This is a genomic window from Streptomyces sp. NBC_01429 (genome assembly GCF_036231945.1).
Taxonomy (GTDB): domain Bacteria; phylum Actinomycetota; class Actinomycetes; order Streptomycetales; family Streptomycetaceae; genus Streptomyces.
Map to the genome: position 1 here is coordinate 645,669 of NZ_CP109599.1, position 19,706 is coordinate 665,374.

The window sequence follows — 19,706 nt, forward strand, 5'->3', positions numbered from 1 at the left end:
AGCTCGGTGCCCGTGCAAGGGAACGCACCCCGAACGGGGCTAATCGGTCTCGGCGCGGCCCAGCTCGTTCGCCACGATGTCCCAGACCTGCCGCGCGGCCTCGGGGTTCAGCAGCATCTCGCGGTGCGGGCGGTCGAGCGTGTGCTCCCGGACCTCGCCGGACACCGAGGGGCGCCACAGGTCGGCCTTCGCGTCCGCGTCACCGGAGATCAGCAGCAGGTCGCCGGCCGTCTTCCGCGTCCGGTGCGCCAGCAGGATCTTCGTGTTGTTGCGGACGATCCGGACGTACGCCTCGTGCTCCTCGCCGGTGAGAGCCTCGGCCACCGTGTTCTCCTGCTCGGCGAAGTCCGCCCGCACCTCGGTGGTGGGACGGCCGTCCAACGGGCTCGAATCCACCACGACCAGGGCCGCCACCTCTTCGCCGGCCTCCTCCAGCTGAGCGGCCATCTCCTGGACGACATGGCCGCCGAAGGACCAGCCCAGCAGGTGGTAAGGGCCGTTGGGCTGGACGGTACGGATCCGCGCGACGTAATCGGCGGCCATCCGCGCGAGGGAGCCGGGCAGTTCGGCCGAGCCCGCGTCCAGCCCTCGCGGCCGCAGGGCGTAGAACGGGTACCGCTCCGGCGCGCAGTCGGCCAGCCAGCCGTACTCCCAGCCGAGCCCCATGATGGCGTGGGCGCAGAAGAACGGCGCGTGGTCACCGGTCGGCCGAAGGGGCACCAGCACGTCCGCGGGCTTCCGCTCGCCGCCCTCGGCGCTCCGGGCGAGGAGGCCGGCCACGGTCGGCGCCTCGAACACCGCCCGCATCGGCACCTCCAGGCCGAGGACCGCCCGGATCCGGTTGACCAGCCGCACCGCCATCAGCGAGTGTCCGCCCAGCTCGAAGAAGCTCTCCTCGGCCCCGACGGACGACACCCCGAGCACCTGCTCGAAGACCGAGCAGAGCAGTTGCTCCCGCAGCGTGGCCGGGCCCCTTCCGCCCCTTCCGGTGCCGGCCGTGTAGTCCGGTGCGGGGAGCCCGGCCCGGTCCAGCTTGCCGTTCGCCGTCAGCGGCAGCCGCTCCAGCACCGCCACCGCCGACGGCACCATGGACTCCGGCAGCCGGCTCGCCGCGAACTCCCGTACCACCGCGTCCAGCGGCGCTCCACCGGCACCGGGTCCGGCCGCACCGGTCGCCCCGTCACCGGCCCCGTCACCGGCCCCGGCCCCGGCCTCAGGAACGACATAGGCCACCAACCGCGGGTCACCGGGGGTGTCCTCACGGGCGACGACCGCCGCCTGCGCCACCTGCTCGTGCCCGGTCAGCACCGCCTCGATCTCACCCGGCTCGATCCGGATACCCCGGATCTTCACCTGCTCGTCCACACGGGCGACGAACTCCAGGCGCCCTTCGGCGTCCCACCGCACCACGTCCCCGGTCCGGTACATCAGCTCACCCGCCGGCCCGAACGGGCAGGCCACGAACCGCTCGGCCGTCATCGCCGGACGTCCCAGATAGCCCCGGGCCAGCCCGTCACCGGCGACGTACAACTCGCCCGCCACGCCCGGCGGCACCGGCCTGAGCCCTTCGTCGAGCACATACGCCCGGATGTTCCGGAGAGGCCGTCCGATCGGCACCGTCGTGCCGTCCCGCAGCGGATCGCACCGCCACGAGGTGACGGCGACCGAGGCCTCGGTGGGGCCGTAGAGGTTGTGCAACGGCACCGGCAGCAGCGTGTGGAAGCGGTCGCGCACCGCTGCCGGAAGTGCCTCCCCGATGCATATGACCGTCCGCAGACTGGTGCACTTCTCCACGGCGGCGGCGTCCTCCAGGAACGCCCGCAGCATGGAGGGGACGAACTGGACGACCGTCACCTGTTCCTGGTTGATCAACTCGGTCAGGTACGCGGGATCCCCGTGGCCGCCCGGCCGGGCCATCACCATCCCGGCGCCGTTCAGCAACGGCCAGAACAGCTCCCACACCGAGGCGTCGAACGCGAACGACGCCTTCTGCACGATCCGGTCCGTCACCCCCAGGCAGAACTCCTCCTGCATCCAGGCCAGTTGGTTGACCACCCCGTGGTGCGGGACGCTCACGCCCTTCGGTGTGCCGGTGGATCCGGAGGTGTACATCACATAGGCCGGGTGGCCGGGCAGCAGCGGCGTCGTCCGGTCGGCGTCGGTGACCGTCCGGGCGTCCGAAGCGGCCACGGCCGCCCGCACGGCCGGATCGTCCAGCCTGATCCACTCCGCCGCGACAGGTGCCGACCGGGCGTGGCCGGTGTGGCGTTCGAGCAGATGGGCGGTCAGACGGCCGGTGAGTTCGCCGGTGCTCACCACGACCGCGGGAGAGGCGTCGGCGAGCACCTGGCCGACGCGCCGCAGCGGCTGGCCGGGGTCGATGGACAGGTAGGCGCCGCCGGCCTTGACGACGGCCAGGAGCGCGACGACCTGTTCCACCGAGCGGTCGAGGACCACGCCGACCACGGCTTCCGGTCCAGCGCCACGGGCGATCAGGTACCGGGAGAGCCGGTTGGTCCGCGCTTCCAGCTCCGCGTAGGAGATCCGCTCGCCCTCGGAGACGAGTGCGACGGCGTCGGGGGTACGGTCGGCCTGCCGGCGGAACAGGTCGCCGAGGGTCGCGTCCGGCAGCGGGCGGGCGGTGTCGTTCCACTCCTGGAGCATCCGCCGCTGTTCCGCGCCGTCGAGCAGGTCGATGCGGTGGACCGGCGCGGTGGGGTCGGCTGTGACCGCCTCCAGGACCCGTACCAGCCGGGCCGCGAGGGTCTCCACGGTGAGCTGGTCGAACAGCTCGGCCGCGAACACGATCCCGCCGTCCAGGCCGACCGGCGTCCCCGCTTCGTCACGACGCTCGTGGACCTCGATGTCCAGGTCGAACCTGGCCGACAGCAGCCCGGCGGGCTTCTCGGTCACCCGCACACCGGGCAGCCGCGGCACCGCCCGAGGGTTGTTCTGCACGGCGAGCAGGACCTGGAACAGCGGGGGCCTGGCCATCGAACGCGCGGGGGCCAGCTCCTCGACCAGCCGCTCGAAGGGAACGTCCTGGTGCTCGAACGCCTCCAGGCTGGCCGCGCGCACCCTGTCGAGCAGCTCCACGAAGTCCGGGTCACCCGACAGATCGGTGCGCAGCACCAGGGTGTTGGCGAAGAACCCGACGAGATCGTCCAGGGCCTGGTCCAGCCGGCCGGCCACCGGGCTGCCGATCACGATGTCCCGGCCGGCCCCGCTCTTCGACAGCAGCACCGCGACCGCCGCGTGGAGCAGCATGAACATCGTCACGCCCTGAGCACGCGCCAGCTCGGTCAGGGCTGCGTACGTCTCCGCCGGTATCCGCAGCGGCGCCCATCCGGCACGGCGGCTCGCCACCGCCGGCCGCGCCCGGTCCACCGGGAGGGCGAGCTCCTGGGGCACCCCCCGGAGCCGGTCCTTCCAGTAGGCCACCTGCCCGGCGAGCAGGCTGCCCGGGTCGTCCGCCTCACCCAGCAACGCCCGCTGCCACAGCGTGTAGTCGGCGTACTGCACCGGCAGCGGCTCCCACTCCGGTGCGTGTCCGGCGCACCGCGCCGCGTACGCCTCCGACAGGTCCCGCCACAGCGGGCCCATCGACCACCCGTCCCCCGCGATGTGGTGGAGGACCACCGAGAGCACCCACTCCCCTTCGCCGGGTGACTCGCCGTGGGCCAGGCGGAACAGGTCGGCCCTGAGCGGGAGTTCGGCGGCGAGGTCGAAGGCGTGGGCGGCGAGCCGGCCGAGGTGCTCCTCCAGTTCCCCGGGCTCGATGTCGGTGACCGGCAGCTCGACGGCCGCCTCTCCGACGGGCCGGACGCGCTGGGACGGCTGGTCGCCCACCAGGGGGAAGGTGGTCCGCAGGCTCTCGTGCCGGGCCACGACGTCGGCGAGGGCCGCCCGCAGGGCTGCGGTGTCCAGTTGCCCGGACAGCCGCAGCCGCAGGCAGATGTTGTACATGTGGTTGGGACCTTCGAGCCGGTCCAGGAACCACAGTCGGCTCTGCGCGGGCGACACCGGCAGCTCGCGCGGTCGCGGCCCGGCCACCACCGCCGGCCGCGCCGGGCCGCCGGGACGCGCCAGCCGCCGGGCGAGACCGGCCGGGGTCGGCGCCTCGAACACGGTCCGTACGGAGACCTCCACGCCGAGGACCGCCCGGATGCGGCTGACGAGTCGCACCGCCAGCAGGGAATGCCCGCCCAGGGCGAAGAAGTCGTCCTCGACCCCGACCCGCGCTACCCCCAGTACCTGCGCGAACGCCGAGCACACGAGCTCCTCGCGGGCGGTGGCCGGCGACCGTCCCGCACCGGAGTGGTGGTCCGGCTCCGGGAGCGCGGCCCGGTCGACCTTGCCGTTCGCCGTCAGCGGCAGCCGCTCCAGCGCCACCACCGCCGACGGCACCATGTGCGCCGGCAGCCGGGCCGCCAGGGACTCCCGTATCGCGGGGGCCGCCGCGGTCCCGCCCGGCTGCCCGGCGAGGGCGGCGTCGGGCCGGAGCACCACGTAGCCGTGCAGGCGCTTGCCGCCCGGGGCGGCCTCGCGGGTGACGACGACCGCCTGGGCGACCAGCTCGTGGGCGGCCAGCGCCGCCTCGACCTCGGCGGGTTCGACGCGGAAGCCGCTGATCTTCACCTGGTCGTCCGTACGGCCCACGAACTCCAGCTGACCGGCGCGGTTCCAGCGCACCAGATCGCCGGTCCGGTACATCCGCGCACCGGGCCCCTCGAAGGGGCAGGCCACGAACCGTTCACCGGTCAGCCCCGGACGCTTCAGATACCCCCGGGCCAGCCCGGCCCCGGCCAGATACAGCTCTCCCGGCGCCCCCACCGGGACCGGAGCCAGCCGCTCGTCCAGCACGTACGCCCGGGTGTCGGCCAGCGGGCGCCCGATGGGAATGTCGCCCCCGTCGCCGACGTCGGCCCCGGTGACGGGGTGGGTGTGGGTGTAGGTGGTGCTCTCCGTCGGGCCGTACCCGTTGACGAGCCGGGTGCCCGGCAGGGCTTCGAGCAGGGTCCGGCACTGCGGTACGGAGAGCACGTCCCCGCCCGTGAGGAGGCTGCGGACGCCACGCAGCGCCTCGACGTCGATGTCCACCACCTGGTGCAGCAGTCCCGTGGGCAGCACCGCGACGGTGACCCGGTGCGCGAGCAGGAAGCGGCCGAGGGCGGGCACGGACAGCGTCCCGGCGGGGCCGACCGCGAGTGTCGCCCCGTTGACCAGGGGGATCCACATCTCGAAGGTGGTGCAGTCGAACGACACCGAGGCGAGATGCGCCACGACGTCACCGGGACCCACATCGGCGTACTCGGCCGGACGCACCAGACGGTCGATTCCCCGGTGGGTGACCGTGACGCCCTTGGGCGTGCCGGTGGAGCCCGAGGTGTAGATGACATAGGCGGCCTGGTCAGGGCGCGGCGGTACCGCTCGGTCCAGCCGGGTGAGCGGGCCGTCGTCCTTGCCGGCCACCGCCGCCCGCACCGCCGGATCGTCCAACGTGATCCACTCCGGGCCTGCTCCGGGGTCGAGGAGGTCCGGGTCGGGCCGGTCGAGCCGGCCGGCGGAGGACGCGGTGGTGACCAGGGCGACCGGGGCCGCGTCGGCCACCATGAGACCGATGCGACCGGAGGGGTACGACGGGTCGATCGGCAGATAGGCGCCCCCCGCCTTCAGCACCGCCAGCAGCAGGACGACCCGCTGGGGCGAACGGTCCATCACCACCGCCACCACGGACTCGGGACGTACCCCGTGGTCGATCAGGTGCCGGGCGAGCCGGTTGGATTCCGCGTCGAGCCGCGCGTACGTCATCCGCGCCGAGCCGCTGACCAGCGCGACGGCGTCGGGGGTGCGGGCGGCCTGCGCCCCGAACAACTCGGGCACGGTGGCGGCGGGTTCCGGGCGTGCCGTGTCGTTCCACTCGGTCAGGACGCGCTGCCGCTCGTCGGCGTCGAGGGGGTCGATTCCGCTCAGGGGCAGGTGGGGGTCGGCCGTGACCGTGCGCAGGATGTGGACCAGCCGGGTGACCAGCGTCTCGGCCGTGGCCCGGTCGAACAGGTCGGAGGCGTAGGTGAGCCCGCCGTTCACACCGGCCGGCCGCCCCTGGTCGTCGAAGCGCTCCTCGGCCTGGAAGTCGAGGTCGAACTTGGCCATGCGGACCTCGGAGGGCCGGCCCTCGATGTCCAGGCCCGGCAGGTCGATCGTCGCCCCGGGGACGTTCTGCACCGCCAGCATGACCTGGAACAGCGGGTGCCTGGCGAGGGAACGGGCCGGGGCCAGCTCCTCCACCAGCCGCTCGAACGGCACCTCCTGGTGCTCCAGCGCGCCCAGCACCCTGCCCCGCACCCGGCCCAGCACCTCGGCGAAAGTCGGGCCACCGGACAGGTCGGTGCGCACCACCAGCGTGTTCACGAAGAACCCGACCAGATCCTCCAGCGCCTCGTCATTACGACCGGCCACCGGACTGCCGATCGCGATGTCCTCCCCCGCACCCAGCTTCGACAACAGCACCGCCACCGCCGCCTGCCACACCATGAACACCGTCACGCCCTCGGCACGGGCCAGCTCCGCCAGCTCCGTGTGCAGGTCGGCCGGCAGGGTCAGCGGCACCCAGCCACCGCGGCGGCTCGCCACCGCGGGCCGCCTCCGGTCCGCCGGAAGCTCCAACTCCTGCGGCGCGCCCCCGAGCTGCGCCTTCCAGTAGGCCACCTGACCGGCCAGCGCACTGTCCGGATCGTCCACCTCGCCGAGCAGCTCCCGCTGCCACAACGCGTAGTCGGCGTACTGCACCGGCAGCGGCTCCCAGCCCGGTACCCGCCCGGCGAGGCGGGCGGCGTAGGCGGCCGACAGACCCCGTAGGAGCGGCCCCATGGACCAGCCGTCACCCGCGATGTGGTGCACCACCAGCACGAGCACGCAGTCGCCCGTCACCACCGGGGCGTCCCCCGACGGCGCCCGGTCCGAGTCGAGCGCGAACAGCGTGGCCCGCACGGGCAGTTCGCGCGCGAGGTCGAAGACGTACGAGCACGCCCGGTCGACCTCCGCCTCCAGCACGTCGGACACGACCGGAACCACCGGCAGATCCACGCCCACCTCACCCACCGGCACGATCTCCTGGTACGGCTCCCCCTCCACCACCCCGAAACACGTCCGCAGACTCTCGTGCCGCGCCACCACATCACCCAACGCCGCCCGCAACGCCGCCACATCCAACCGCCCCGACAACCGCAACACCAACGGAACGTTGTACAGAGCACTCGCGCCCTCAAGCCGGTCCACGAACCACAACCGCCGCTGCGCATACGACAACGGCAACACCCCCGGACGCACCCCGGCCACCACCGCACGCCGCGCCGGAACACCACCCGCCTCCGCCAACCGCACCGCCAGACCAGCCACGGTCGGCGCCTCGAACACCGCCGGGACCGGGACCTCCAGACCCATGACCGCCCGGATCCGGCTGACCAGCCGCACGGCCAGCAGCGAATGCCCGCCCAGCGCGAAGAAGTCGTCCTCCACGGTGACCCGGGGCACATCGAGCACCTGGGCGAAGACCGCGCACAGAAGCTCCTCGTACACGGTGGCCGGGCGCCTGCCCGGTCCCGTGCCGGAGGCGTGGTGCGGCGCGGGCAGCGCGGCCCGGTCGACCTTGCCGTTCACCGTCAGCGGCAGCCGCTCCAGCACCACCACCGCCGACGGCACCAGGTACTGCGGCAGCCGGCTCGCCAGGAAGTCCCTCGCCACCGTGGCGAATCCCGCGTCGGCCGCGTCGTGGGTGAGGACCGCGTAGGCGGCGAGGTACTTGTCACCGGGGGTGTCCTCGCGGGCGAGGACGACCGCCTGGGCGACCAGCTCGTGCCGGGCCAGCACAGCCTCGACCTCACCCGGCTCGACGCGGAAGCCCCGGATCTTCACCTGGTCGTCCGCCCGGCTCACGAACTCCAGCTGACCGGCTCGGTTCCAGCGCACCACGTCGCCGGTCCGGTACATCCGCGCACCCGCCCCTTCGAAGGGGCAGGCCACGAAGCGCTCACCGGTCGGTCCCGGACGGTTCAGATACCCCCGGGCCAGCCCGGCGCCGGCGATGTACAGCTCACCGGCCACCCCCGTCGGCAGGGGGTTGAGGTACTCGTCGAGCACGTACATCCGCGTGTCGTCCATCGGATACCCGACCGGCACGACATCCCCGAGCGACTCAGGATCCTGGATCGGGATCTGGGTGCCGATGACGGTCACCTCGGTCGGGCCGTACGTGTTGCGGACCGTGATCGAGGGCACGGCCTCCAGCACCCGCCGTACCGCCTCGGTGGGGACCACGTCCGCGCCGGTGAACACCTCGTGCACCCCGGCGAAGGCGGTGGGGTCCTCCTCGGCGATCACCCGGAACAGCCCCGCGGTCAACTGGACGTGGGTCAGCTCGTGATCGCCGATCAGCGACCTGAGCAGCGCCGCGTCGATCCGGCCCCGGGGGGCGACGACCACCTGTCCGCTGGTCAGCAGCGGTACCCACAGTTCGAGGGTGGAGCCGTCGAAGGTGTGCGGCGCCGCGAACAGGCCCCGGGACTGCCCGGGGAAGTGCCAGCAGCGGTCACCGGCCAGTTCCATGATGTCGCGGTGGGTGGTCGCGATGCCCTTGGGCTCACCCGTCGATCCGGAGGTGAACATCACGTAGGCCAGCTGGTCGGGCAGGATCCGCACCGGTACGGCCGAGTCCGGCGCACCGGCCCACGGAGCCTGCGGCCCGTCCGCGGCGGCCACGACCACCGTGCCGGCGTGCTCCCGCACGGTCGGCGCGTACACCGGGTCGGCCAGGCACACGTCCACACCGGCCTGCCGCAGCACCTGCCCGATGCGCTGGGCCGGCTGACCGGGGTCGACGGGCACATACGCGCCGCCGGCCTTCAGCACCGCCAGCAGAGCGGTCACCAGGTCGATCGACCGGTCCATGACCACCCCGACGAGGGACTCGGGGCCCACCCCGCGGTCGGTCAGATACCGGGCGAGACGGTTGGACCGGGCCTCCAGTTCACCGTACGAGACCCGCTCCTCGCCGGATGCCAGGGCGATGGCGCCGGGGGTACGGGTGGCGTGCTCGGTGAACAGCGCCGGCACCGTGACTGCGGCCGGACCGCGGTCACCGTTCCACTCCGTCAGCAGTCGCCGCCGCTCGGCGGGGTCCAGCAGGTCCAGGCGGCTGACCGGGCGGGCGGGGCCGTCGGTGACGGTCGTCAGGAGGCGGATCAGCCGGGTGACCAGCGTCTCGGCCGTGGCCCGGTCGAACAGGTCGGTGGCGTAGGTGAGCCCGCCGAGCATGCCGCCGGGCCGCCCCTGGTCGTCGTACCGCTCGACGACCTGGAAGTCGAGGTCGAGCTTGGCCGTGGTGACCCGGCCCGGGCGTACCTCGACGTCGAGGCCGGGCAGGTCGATCGTCGCCTCGGGGACGTTCTGCACCGTCATGGTGACCTGGAACAGCGGGTGCCTGGCCAGGGACCGGGCCGGGGCCAGCTCCTCCACCAGCCGCTCGAACGGCACCTCCTGGTGCTCCAGCGCACCCAGAGCGGACCGCCGCACCCGGCCCAGCACCTCGGTGAAGCTCGGGTCACCGGACAGGTCGGTGCGCACCACCAGCATGTTCATGAACAGCCCGACCAGATCCTCCACCGCCTGGTCGGTCCGTCCGGCGATCGCGCTGCCGATCGGGACGTCCTTGCCCGCGCCCAGCTTGGACAGCAGCACCGCCAGGGCGGCCTGCCACACCATGAACATCGTCACGCCCTCGGCACGGGCCAGCTCCGCCAGGCCGGCGTGGAGGCGCGGTGGAACGTCGATCGCCGCCCAGCCGCCTCGGTGACTGGCCGCCGCGGGCCGCCTCCGGTCCGCCGGAAGCTCCAACTCCTGCGGCGCGCCCCCGAGCTGCGCCTTCCAGTAGGCCACCTGACCGGCCAGCACACTGTCCGGATCGTCCACCTCGCCGAGCAGCTCCCGCTGCCACAACGCGTAGTCGGCGTACTGCACCGGCAGCGGCTCCCAGCCCGGTGCGTGCCCCGCACACCGCGCCGTGTACGCCAGTGACAGATCCCGCCACAGCACTCCCATGGACCAGCCGTCACCCGCGATGTGGTGCACGACCAGCACCAGCACGCAGTCGCCCGTCACCACCGGGGCGTCCCCCGACGGCGCCCGGTCCGAGTCGAGCGCGAACAGCGTGGCCCGCACGGGCAGTTCGCGCGCGAGGTCGAAGACGTACGAGCACGCCCGGTCGACCTCCGCCTCCAGCACGTCGGACACGACCGGAACCACCGGCAGATCCACACCCGCCTCACCCACCGGCACGATCTCCTGGTACGGCTCCCCCTCCACCACCCCGAAACACGTCCGCAGACTCTCGTGCCGCGCCACCACATCACCCAACGCCGCCCGCAACGCCGCCACATCCAACCGCCCCGACAACCGCAACACCAACGGAACGTTGTACAGAGCACTCGCGCCCTCAAGCCGGTCCACGAACCACAACCGCCGCTGCGCATACGACAACGGCAACACCCCCGGACGCACCCCGGCCACCACCGCGGGCCGCGCCGGAACACCACCCGCCTCCGCCAACCGCACCGCCAGACCAGCCACGGTCGGCGCCTCGAAGAGGACGCGGACGGGCAGTTCGACACCCAGCACGGTGCGGATCCGGCTGGCCAGCCGTACCGCCTGCAACGAATGCCCGCCCAGCGCGAAGAAACTGTCGTCGGCCCCGACCCGCTCCACGCCCAGCACCTGGGCGAAGACCGCGCGGAGAAGCTCCTCGCGTACGGTGGCCGGTCGCCTCTGTGGCGTGCCGGACCGGGACGCGGGGGCGGACGGGGCGGCGGAGGCGGGTTCCGCCTGCTCCCGCGCCCGGCGCACGAGCTCCAGCCGGCCGGCGCGGTCCCATCGCGCCACGTTCCCGGTGCGGTACATCCGTGCGCCGGGTTCCTCGAACGGGCAGGCCACGATCTGCTCGGCGACCCGACCCGGACGGTCCCGTTCCGCACGGGCGAGCGCGGCACCCGTCACATACAGCTCACCGGCCACCCCCGGCGGCACCGGTTCGAGGGAGTCGTCCAGGACGTAGACACGTGTGCCGAGCGGCGGGTGTGCGAGGGACGCGCGCTCCCCACCGGGTTCCGGCGTCGCGGGGTCGGGCGCGGGCGCGGGCCGCGCGGCGAACAGCTCCGGCAGCGTCTCCGCAGGCACTGAACGGGCGGCGTCGTTCCACTCCGTCAGTATCTGTCGCCGCTCCGGGGCATCCAGCGGGTCGATGCCGCGGAGGGGCCGACGGGGGTCGGCGACGACCGCCCGCAGGACCAGGATCAGCCGAGTGACGAGCGTGTCCATGGTGGTCCGGTCGAACAGGTCGGCAGCGTACGTGATGCCGCCGTCAAGACCGGCGGGCTGACCCAGCGCGTCGAATCGCTCGACGACCTCGATGTCCAGGTCGAACTTGGCGCCCTGGGCCCCGGGCGGCAGGGCGCCGACCTCGACCCCGGGCAGGTCGAGCGGCACGTCCGGGACGTTGTGCAGGGTCAGGGCGACCTGGAACAGCGGGTGCCTGGCCATGGACCGGGCCGGGGCCAGCTCCTCCACCAGCCGCTCGAACGGCACCTCCTGATGCTCCAGCGCGCCCAGCACGCCCGCCCGCACCCGGCCCAGCACCTCGGCGAAGCTCGGGCCACCGGACAGGTCGGTGCGCACCACCAGCGTGTTCGCGAAGAACCCGACCAGATCCTCCAGCGCCTCGTCGTTACGACCGGCCACCGGGCTGCCGATCGCGATGTCCTCCCCCGCGCCCAGCTTCGACAGGAGCACCGCCACCGCGGCCTGCCACACCATGAACATCGTCACGCCCTCGGCACGGGCCAGCTCCGCCAGCTCCGTGTGCAGCTCCGCGGGGATCCGGAAGCTCGCCAGCCCACCCCGGTGGCCGGCCTCCGCGGGCCGCGGCCGGTCGACCGGCAGGGCCAGTTCCTCCGGCGCCCCGGCCAGCGCCTCGCGCCAGTACGCCATCTCGCCGGCCAGCACACTGTCCGGATCGTCCGCCTCGCCCAGCAACTCCCGCTGCCACAGCGTGTAGTCGGCGTACTGCACGGGCAACGGCTCCCAGCCCGGCGCCCGACCGGCCAGCCGCGCCGCGTACGCCACCGAAAGATCCCGCCACAGCAGCCCCACCGACCACCCGTCGGCCGCGATGTGGTGCACCACCAGCACCAGCACGGACTCACCCGTCACCACCGGGGCGTCCGCCTGCGGCGGCTGGTCCGCGTCGAGCGCGAACAGGGTGGCCCGCACGGGCAGTTCGGCCGCCGGGTCGAAGGCGTGGGAGGTGGCCCGTTCGATCCGCGCCGCCAGCTCGTCGGCGGCGGCGACCGGGACCAGCGGCAGGGCGACACGCGCCTCGGCGACGGGCACGATCTCCTGGTGCGCCTCCCCCTCCACCGACGGAAAACGCGTCCGCAGGCTCTCGTGCCGCGCCACCACGTCGGCCAGCGCCGCGCGCAACGCCGCCACGTCCAGCCGCCCGGACAGCCGCAGCACCAGCGGGACGTTGTACAGCGGGCTCGCGCCTTCGAGACGGTCCAGGAACCACAACCGGCGCTGGGCGTACGACAGCGGCAACACCCCCGGACGCGGCCCGGCCACCACCGCGGGCCGCGCGGGCACACCACCGGTCTCCGCCAGCCGCGCCGCCAGACCGGCCACGGTCGGCGCCTCGAACACCGTCCGCACCGGCACCTCCGCGCCGAAGACCGCGCGGATCCTGCTGACCAGCCGCACCGCGAGCAGCGAATGCCCGCCGAGGGAGAAGAAGTCGTCCTCGGCCCCGACCCGGGGCAGGCCCAGCACCTGCGCGAAGAGAGAGCCGAGAAGCTCCTCGCGCATGGTGCGAGGCCGCCGCCCCGCGTCGGGGGCGTGGGACGGCGCCGGGAGGGCGGCGCGGTCCAGCTTGCCGTTCACCATCAGCGGCAGCCGTTCCAGTACGACGATCGACGACGGCACCATGTACTCCGGCAGCCTGGCGGCCAGGTACCCGCGTACGACCGGCTCCAGCTTCTCGCCGGCGACGGGGGCACCGGTGGGGACGAGGTAGGCCGCCAGCCGCTTGTCACCGGGGGTGTCCTCCCGGACGACGACCACGGCCCGCGCCACCCGCTCGTGCGCGGTCAGCACCGCCTCGACCTCGCCCGGCTCGATCCGGAAGCCGCGGATCTTCACCTGGTCGTCGGCGCGGCCGACGTAGAGGAGCTGGCCGTCAGGGGTCCAGCGCACCCTGTCCCCGGTGCGGTACATGCGCCCGCCGCCGGGCTCCGCGGCCCCCCGGAACGGATCGGCCACGAACCGGTCGGCGGTGAGCCCAGGGCGGTTCAGGTACCCCCTGGCGACACCGGAGCCGGAGACGTAGAGGTCGCCCACCACCCCCACGGGTACGGGCGCGAGGTGTCCGTCGAGGACGTAGACGCCGGTGTTGGGGAGCGGCCGGCCGATGCACGGGAGGTCACCGGGGCGCAGCGGGCCCGCTGAGGCGGCGATCACGGTGGTCTCGGTCGGTCCGTACGCGTTGCCGAACCAGCGGTCCGCGCCCCACCGGTCGACGAGTTCGGAGCCCAGTGCCTCGCCGGCGACCAGCAGCGTCCGTACGGTCGCCAGTTCGGCCTCGGTCTCGACCATGCCGAGGACCGTGGGCGGGAGTTGGAGGTGCGTGACGGCGTGCCGGGCGATCACACCGGCCAGTCCGGCTCCGGGCAGCAGTTGCTCGGCCGGCGCCACCACCAGGCAGGCCCCTGCGGAGAACGCCATCATGATCTCCCAGGTCGCGACGTCGAAGCCGATCGACGCGAATTGCAGCAGCCGGCTGTCGCGGTCCAGGCCGGGCCAGCGGTCGGCCATGAGGTTCACGGCGTTCGCGTGCTCCACCACGACGCCCTTGGGCGTCCCGGTGGAGCCGGAGGTGTAGATCACGTAGGCGGCGTGGTCCGGACGCAGCGGGGTGATCCGGTCGGCCTGGGTGAGTGCGCGCGGGTCCTGGTCGGCCGCCGTCGCCCGGACCACCGGGTCGTCCAGCGTGATCCACCGCGGTCCGGCGTCCGGGCCGTGCCCGTCCGCGTGGGGTTCGCGCAGCCGGCCGGCGATGGCCGTGGAGGTGAGCAGGGCGACCGGGGCGGCGTCGGCGCACATGAAGGCGACGCGTTCGGCGGGCTGGCCGGGGTCGATCGGCAGGTAGGCGCCACCGGCCTTCAGCACCGCCAGCAGCGCGGTGATCAGGTCGGGCGAGCGGTCCATCACCACGGCGACCAGGGACTCCGGCCCCACTCCGCGCGTGATGAGATACCGGGCGAGGCGGTTGGAACGCGCCTCCAGCTCGGCGTAGGACAGCCGCATGTCCTCGTAGGCCAGGGCATCGGCATCGGGGGTACGGACGGCCCGGGCGGTGAACATGTCCGCCAGGGTGGTGACGGGCACCGGGCGGGCGGTGTCGTTCCACTCCGCCAGAATCCGCCGTCGCTCGGCCGGGGCGAGAACGTCGATGTGGTCGAGCGGGGTGTCCGGATGCCGTTCCAGAGCGTCGATCAGGTTCTCGGTGGTGGTGTGCAGCAGGCGGGCGATCATGTCCGGGTCGATCGCCGCGGCCACCTGCACGACGAAGGCGAACTCGTAGTCGCTGTCGTCCACGGACACGACGAGGGGGTAGTTGGTCCGGTCCCAGGCGCCGAGGATCTCGGTCCCGTGCGGCCTGGGCGCCACCCAGTCGCCGCTGAAGAAGTGGCGGTAGTTCAGCAGGGCGGTGAACAGCGGAGCGGGGGCGCGGACGCCGCTGGCCCGCTGGGCGACGGCCAGCGAGGCGTGCTCGTGCACGATCAGGTCGGCGAGCTGCGTCTGCATCGCGCGCAGCGCGTCACGCACACCGACGCCGCCGCCGGCCCGGGCGCGCACCGGCAGCGTGTTGATGAAGAGTCCAGGCACGCGGTCGGCGCCCGCTCCTGCGTTCATCCGTCCGAACAGCACGGTGCCGAACACCACGTCGTCGCGGGCGGAGACCGACGCCAGGACGCGGGACCACACGGTGTGGAACACCGTCGCCGGGCTCACCCCCAGCAGACTGGCCTGCTGCCGCAGCCGCACCGCCAGCCGCCCGTCCACCGGCAGACGGGCCTCCCTGACCGCCGTACCGTCCCCGTGCACGTCCACCAGCCCGAACGGAACCGTCGGCTCTGTCACGTCTCCCAGCAGTCCCGCGAAGTACCGTTCGTGCTCAGCGGGCGGTATGCCGAGCCGTGCCTGCGCCACGAACGTGCGGAACGGCAGGGGCGCAGGGAGCTGGTCCGCCCGCCCGTCCAGGATCTCCCGCATCTCGTCCAGCACCACGTCCAGGGCGGTGTGGTCCTGCACGAGATGGTGGAACTGCAGTACTCCGCGCCAGCGTTCACCGTCCGGATCGGCCGCTACGCACACCCGCAGCAACGGACGCCGGCCGATGTCCATCGCCGAACCGCTCGCGGTCAGCAGCTCCTGGACCGTGTCGGGGGCGGTGCCGTCCAGGGTGATTTCCCGTACGGGGAGCCGCGCTTCGCGGAGCACCACCTGGACCGGCTCCCGCAGGCCCTCCCACAGGAACACCGTCCGGAAGGTGTCGTGCCGGTCCACGACCGTCTGGAAAGCCTCCAGGTAGCGGTCCAGACGGGCCCGGGAATCGAACTCCAGCACCATGGACACGACGTACGCGTCGTTGCCGGTGTCCCGCATGAGGTGGTGGAAGAAGATGCCTTCCTGCAACGGCGCCAGCGGATACACGTCCGCCACGTTCGCCGCTCCGCCCGGTACCTGCGCGACGATCCGTTCGACCTCCTCGTCGGTCAGATCGACGAGCGGCAGCATGCCCGGCGTGATCGCCTCGGCGCCCGCCGGAATCATGTTCGGGGGAACCTCGATCTCGGACTGACCGGCCACCACGGCCAGACTGGCCACCGTCGGTGCCGTGAACAACGACTGCACGTCGACCGTCAGAGCCCGCTGCCGCAGCCGTTCGACCAAGGACACAGCGAGCAGCGAATGCCCGCCCAGCTCGAAGAAGTTGTCGTCGACGCCCACCCGCGGCAGCCCGAGAACCGCCGCGAACTCCTCGCACAGGATCTCCTCCCGCGGTGTGCGCGGCCCGTGTGCCGGCACGGACGCGTCGGGCGCCGGCAGGGCCTTGCGGTCCAGCTTCCCGTTCACCGTCAACGGCAGGCCGTCCAGCACCACCACAGCGGACGGCACCATGTACTCGGGCAGGCACGCGCTCGCGTACGTGCGCAGTTCACCGGCGAGCGCGCTCGTGCCGCCCGGGGCCTCGGGGTCCTCCTGGCCGTGGTCAGGCGCGGATGTGCCACGCGCCGGAACCACGTACGCCACCAGACGCCTGTCGTCCGGCTGATCCTCACGGACCACCACCGCGGCCTGCCCCACCTGTTCGTGGGCGAGCAGCACGGCCTCCACCTCACCCGGCTCGATCCGGAACCCCCGGACCTTCACCTGGTCGTCCGCCCGTCCCACGAACTCCAGCCGCCCGCCGCGGGTCCAGCGCACCACGTCCCCGGTCCGGTACATCCGCCCGCCGGCCCCCTCGAACGGGCAGGCCACGAACCGCTCGGCGGTCAGGCCCGGCCGGTGCGGGTACCCCCGGGCCAGCCCGGCACCGGCCACGTACAGCTCACCCGCCACGCCCACCGGCACCGGCTTGAGGAAGCCGTCGAGAACGTACACCCGGGTGTTGTCCAGCGGGTGCCCGATGAGGCTGCCCACGTGTTCCCCGTCCACCATGGCCGCGTCGAGCCGGAGGTGAGTGACGTGCACGGTGGTCTCGGTGATGCCGTACATGTTCACCAGCACCGGTGCCTCGCCCCGGTGCCGCGCGTACCACTCCCGCAGCCGGGGCAGGTCGAGCGCCTCGCCGCCGAACACCACCAGCCGCAAAGCCAGTTCGGCGCCCACCTCGGCGTGCTGCTCGTCGGCCCGTACGAGCTGGTGGAAGGCCGAGGGGGTCTGGCTGAGCACCGTCACCCGCTCCCGCGCCAGCAGGCGCAGGAACTCCTCGGGGGAGCGCGAGACCTCGAACGGAACCACCACCAGGCGCCCGCCGTGCAGCAGGGCGCCCCACAGCTCCCACACCGAGAAGTCGAACGCGAAGGAGTGGAACCAGGTCCACACGTCCTCGCCGTCGAAGCCGAACCGCTCCCCCGCTCCCCGCAGGAGGGTCACCACACTGGTGTGAGCGACCGAGACACCCTTGGGAGCACCGGTCGATCCGGAGGTGTAGATCACATAGGCCGGGTGTTCGGGCCGGAGCGGGGCGGCTCGGTCGGCCTGGACCAGGGCGTGTGCGTCCTGCCCGGCCACCGAGGCCCGTACCGCCGGATCGTCCAGCACGACCCACCGCGGCACGGACCCTCCGGCCTGTGCTTCCGACCGGCCCAGGCGGCCGGAGACCGCGGCAGTGGTCAGCAGGGCGACCGGGGCCGCGTCCGCCACCACCGAGGTGATGCGCTCGGACGGGTATTCCGGGTCGACCGGCAGATACGCGCCGCCCGCCTTCAGCACCGCCAGCAGCGCGGTGACCAGCTCGGGCGAGCGGTCCATCACCACCGCCACCAGCGACTCCGGGCCCACCCCCCGCGCGATCAGATAGCGGGCCAACCGGTTCGACTCCGCTTCCAGTTCCGCGTACGAGACCCGTGCCGCGCCGGACACCATGGCCACGGCCTCAGGGGTGCGGGCCGCCTGCGCGCCGAATAGCTCCGGCACCGTCGCGGCCGCCACCGGGCGCGCGGTGTCGTTCCACTCGACCAGCGTCCGCCGGCGTTCGTCGGCGTCCACCACCTCAAGGCGGTCCAGCCCGGCTCCGGGATCGGCGACGACCGCGCGGAGGACCCGGACGAGGCGGGTGACGACGTTTTCGGCGGTGGCCCGGTCGAACAGGGCGGCGGCGTAGATGAGCACGGCGTCCGTACCGGCCGGCCGGCCCTCGCTGTCGAACCGCTCCATCACCTGGAAGTCCAGGTCGAACTTGGCCAGGGGCACCTCTCCCAGACGGGCCCGGACCGCCAGGCCCGGCAGGTCCACCGTCCCCTCGGGGGTGTTGTGCAGTGTGACGTTGACCTGGAACAGCGGGTGCCTGGCCACGGAACGGGCCGGGGCCAGCTCCTCCACCAGCCGCTCGAACGGCACCTCCTGGTGCTCCAGCGCACCCAGCACCCGCACCCGCACCCGGTCCACCACCTCGGCGAAACTCGGGCCACCGGACAGATCGGTACGCACCACCAGCGTGTTCACGAAGAACCCGACCAGATCCTCCAGCGCCTCGTCATTACGACCGGCCACCGGGCTGCCGATCGCGATGTCCTCCCCCGCACCCAGCTTCGACAACAGCACCGCCACCGCCGCCTGCCACACCACGAACGCCGTCACACCCTGCCGGGCCGCCAACTCCGCCAACCCCGCGTGCAGGTCGGCCGGCAGGTCGATCCGTACCAGTCCGCCGGAATGGTCGGCTGTCGCCGGCCGCGGCCGGTCCACCGGCAGGGCCAGTTCCTCCGGCGCCCCGGCCAGCGCCTCGCGCCAGTACCCGAGCTGCCCGGCCAGCACACTGTCCGGATCGTCCGCCTCGCCCAGCAACTCCCGCTGCCACAGGCCGTAATCGGCGTACTGCACCGGCAGCGGCTCCCAGCCCGGCGCCCGCCCGGCACACCGCGCCGCGTACGCCTCCGACAGATCCCGACCCAGCGGGGCCACCGACCATCCGTCGCCCGCGATGTGGTGCACCACCAGCACCAGCACGCACTCACCGGTCACCACCGCGTCGCGGTCCGCCGGCGGCCGCCCGGACACCGGAGTGAGCAGCGTGGCCCGCAAGGGGATGTCGGCCGCCAGGTCGAAGAGCTCCAGGGACGCGCGGGCGATGCCGGACTCCACCCCGTCGGCGGGAGTGGGAACCAGGGTCAGGCCGACGCTCGCCTCGTCCGGGGAGAGGATCTGCTGGTACGGCTCCCCGTCCCGTTGCGGGAAACGCGTGCGCAGGCTCTCGTGCCGGGCCAGGACGTCGTCCAGCGCGGCCCGCAGCGCCACGACGTCCAGCCGTCCGGACATCCGCAGCACCAGCGGGATGTTGTAGAGCGCGGTCGGGCCTTCCAGTTGGTCCAGGAACCACATCTGACGCTGCGCGTACGAAGCGGGGATCACAAGAACTCCTTACGGGCGGGCGCATCCGGCGAAGGAAGGAGAACGACTGGGACAGGGCTCGGGCGATCCCTGCGGCGGCCGGGGATCCGGGCGCCGACCAAACCGTGCGTCCACTCCAACGTGGGTGATGCTCCAAAGACATGCCTGCTCACGGCATCGGTGGGAGCCACAGTTACGCCTCGCCCCACGGTTCTTCCGTCGTTCCGCCGGTCGGGTCGGCCACGGAGCGGCGCGTGTGTCCCTCTCTCGCGGAGGGCGCGCGGACGAGCGCGCGGCAGGAAGCCCGGGCCCGCCGGGGAGGGTTCCGACGCTGCCCTGCCGAGGTCCGGCCGGGCGGCACCGCGACCGTAACGGCGGTCGTCACCGATGTCTCCGGGCCGCGTGTCACCGAATCATGACGCAGGGAAGACCGGGGACGGGCGCCGGATCGGTGGTCCCACCCTTCCCGGCCGTACGGCAAGGCCGAC

General features: G+C 73.0%; 1 protein-coding gene. It reads right to left on the bottom strand.

The window, feature by feature from the left end; genetic code table 11:
* Nucleotides 1-39 precede the first annotated feature (39 nt).
* Entirely contained in the window at nucleotides 40-19,239 is a 19,200-nt protein-coding gene (locus OG627_RS02875; RefSeq protein WP_329061076.1) for a non-ribosomal peptide synthase/polyketide synthase, read from the bottom strand.
* Nucleotides 19,240-19,706 lie beyond the last annotated feature (467 nt).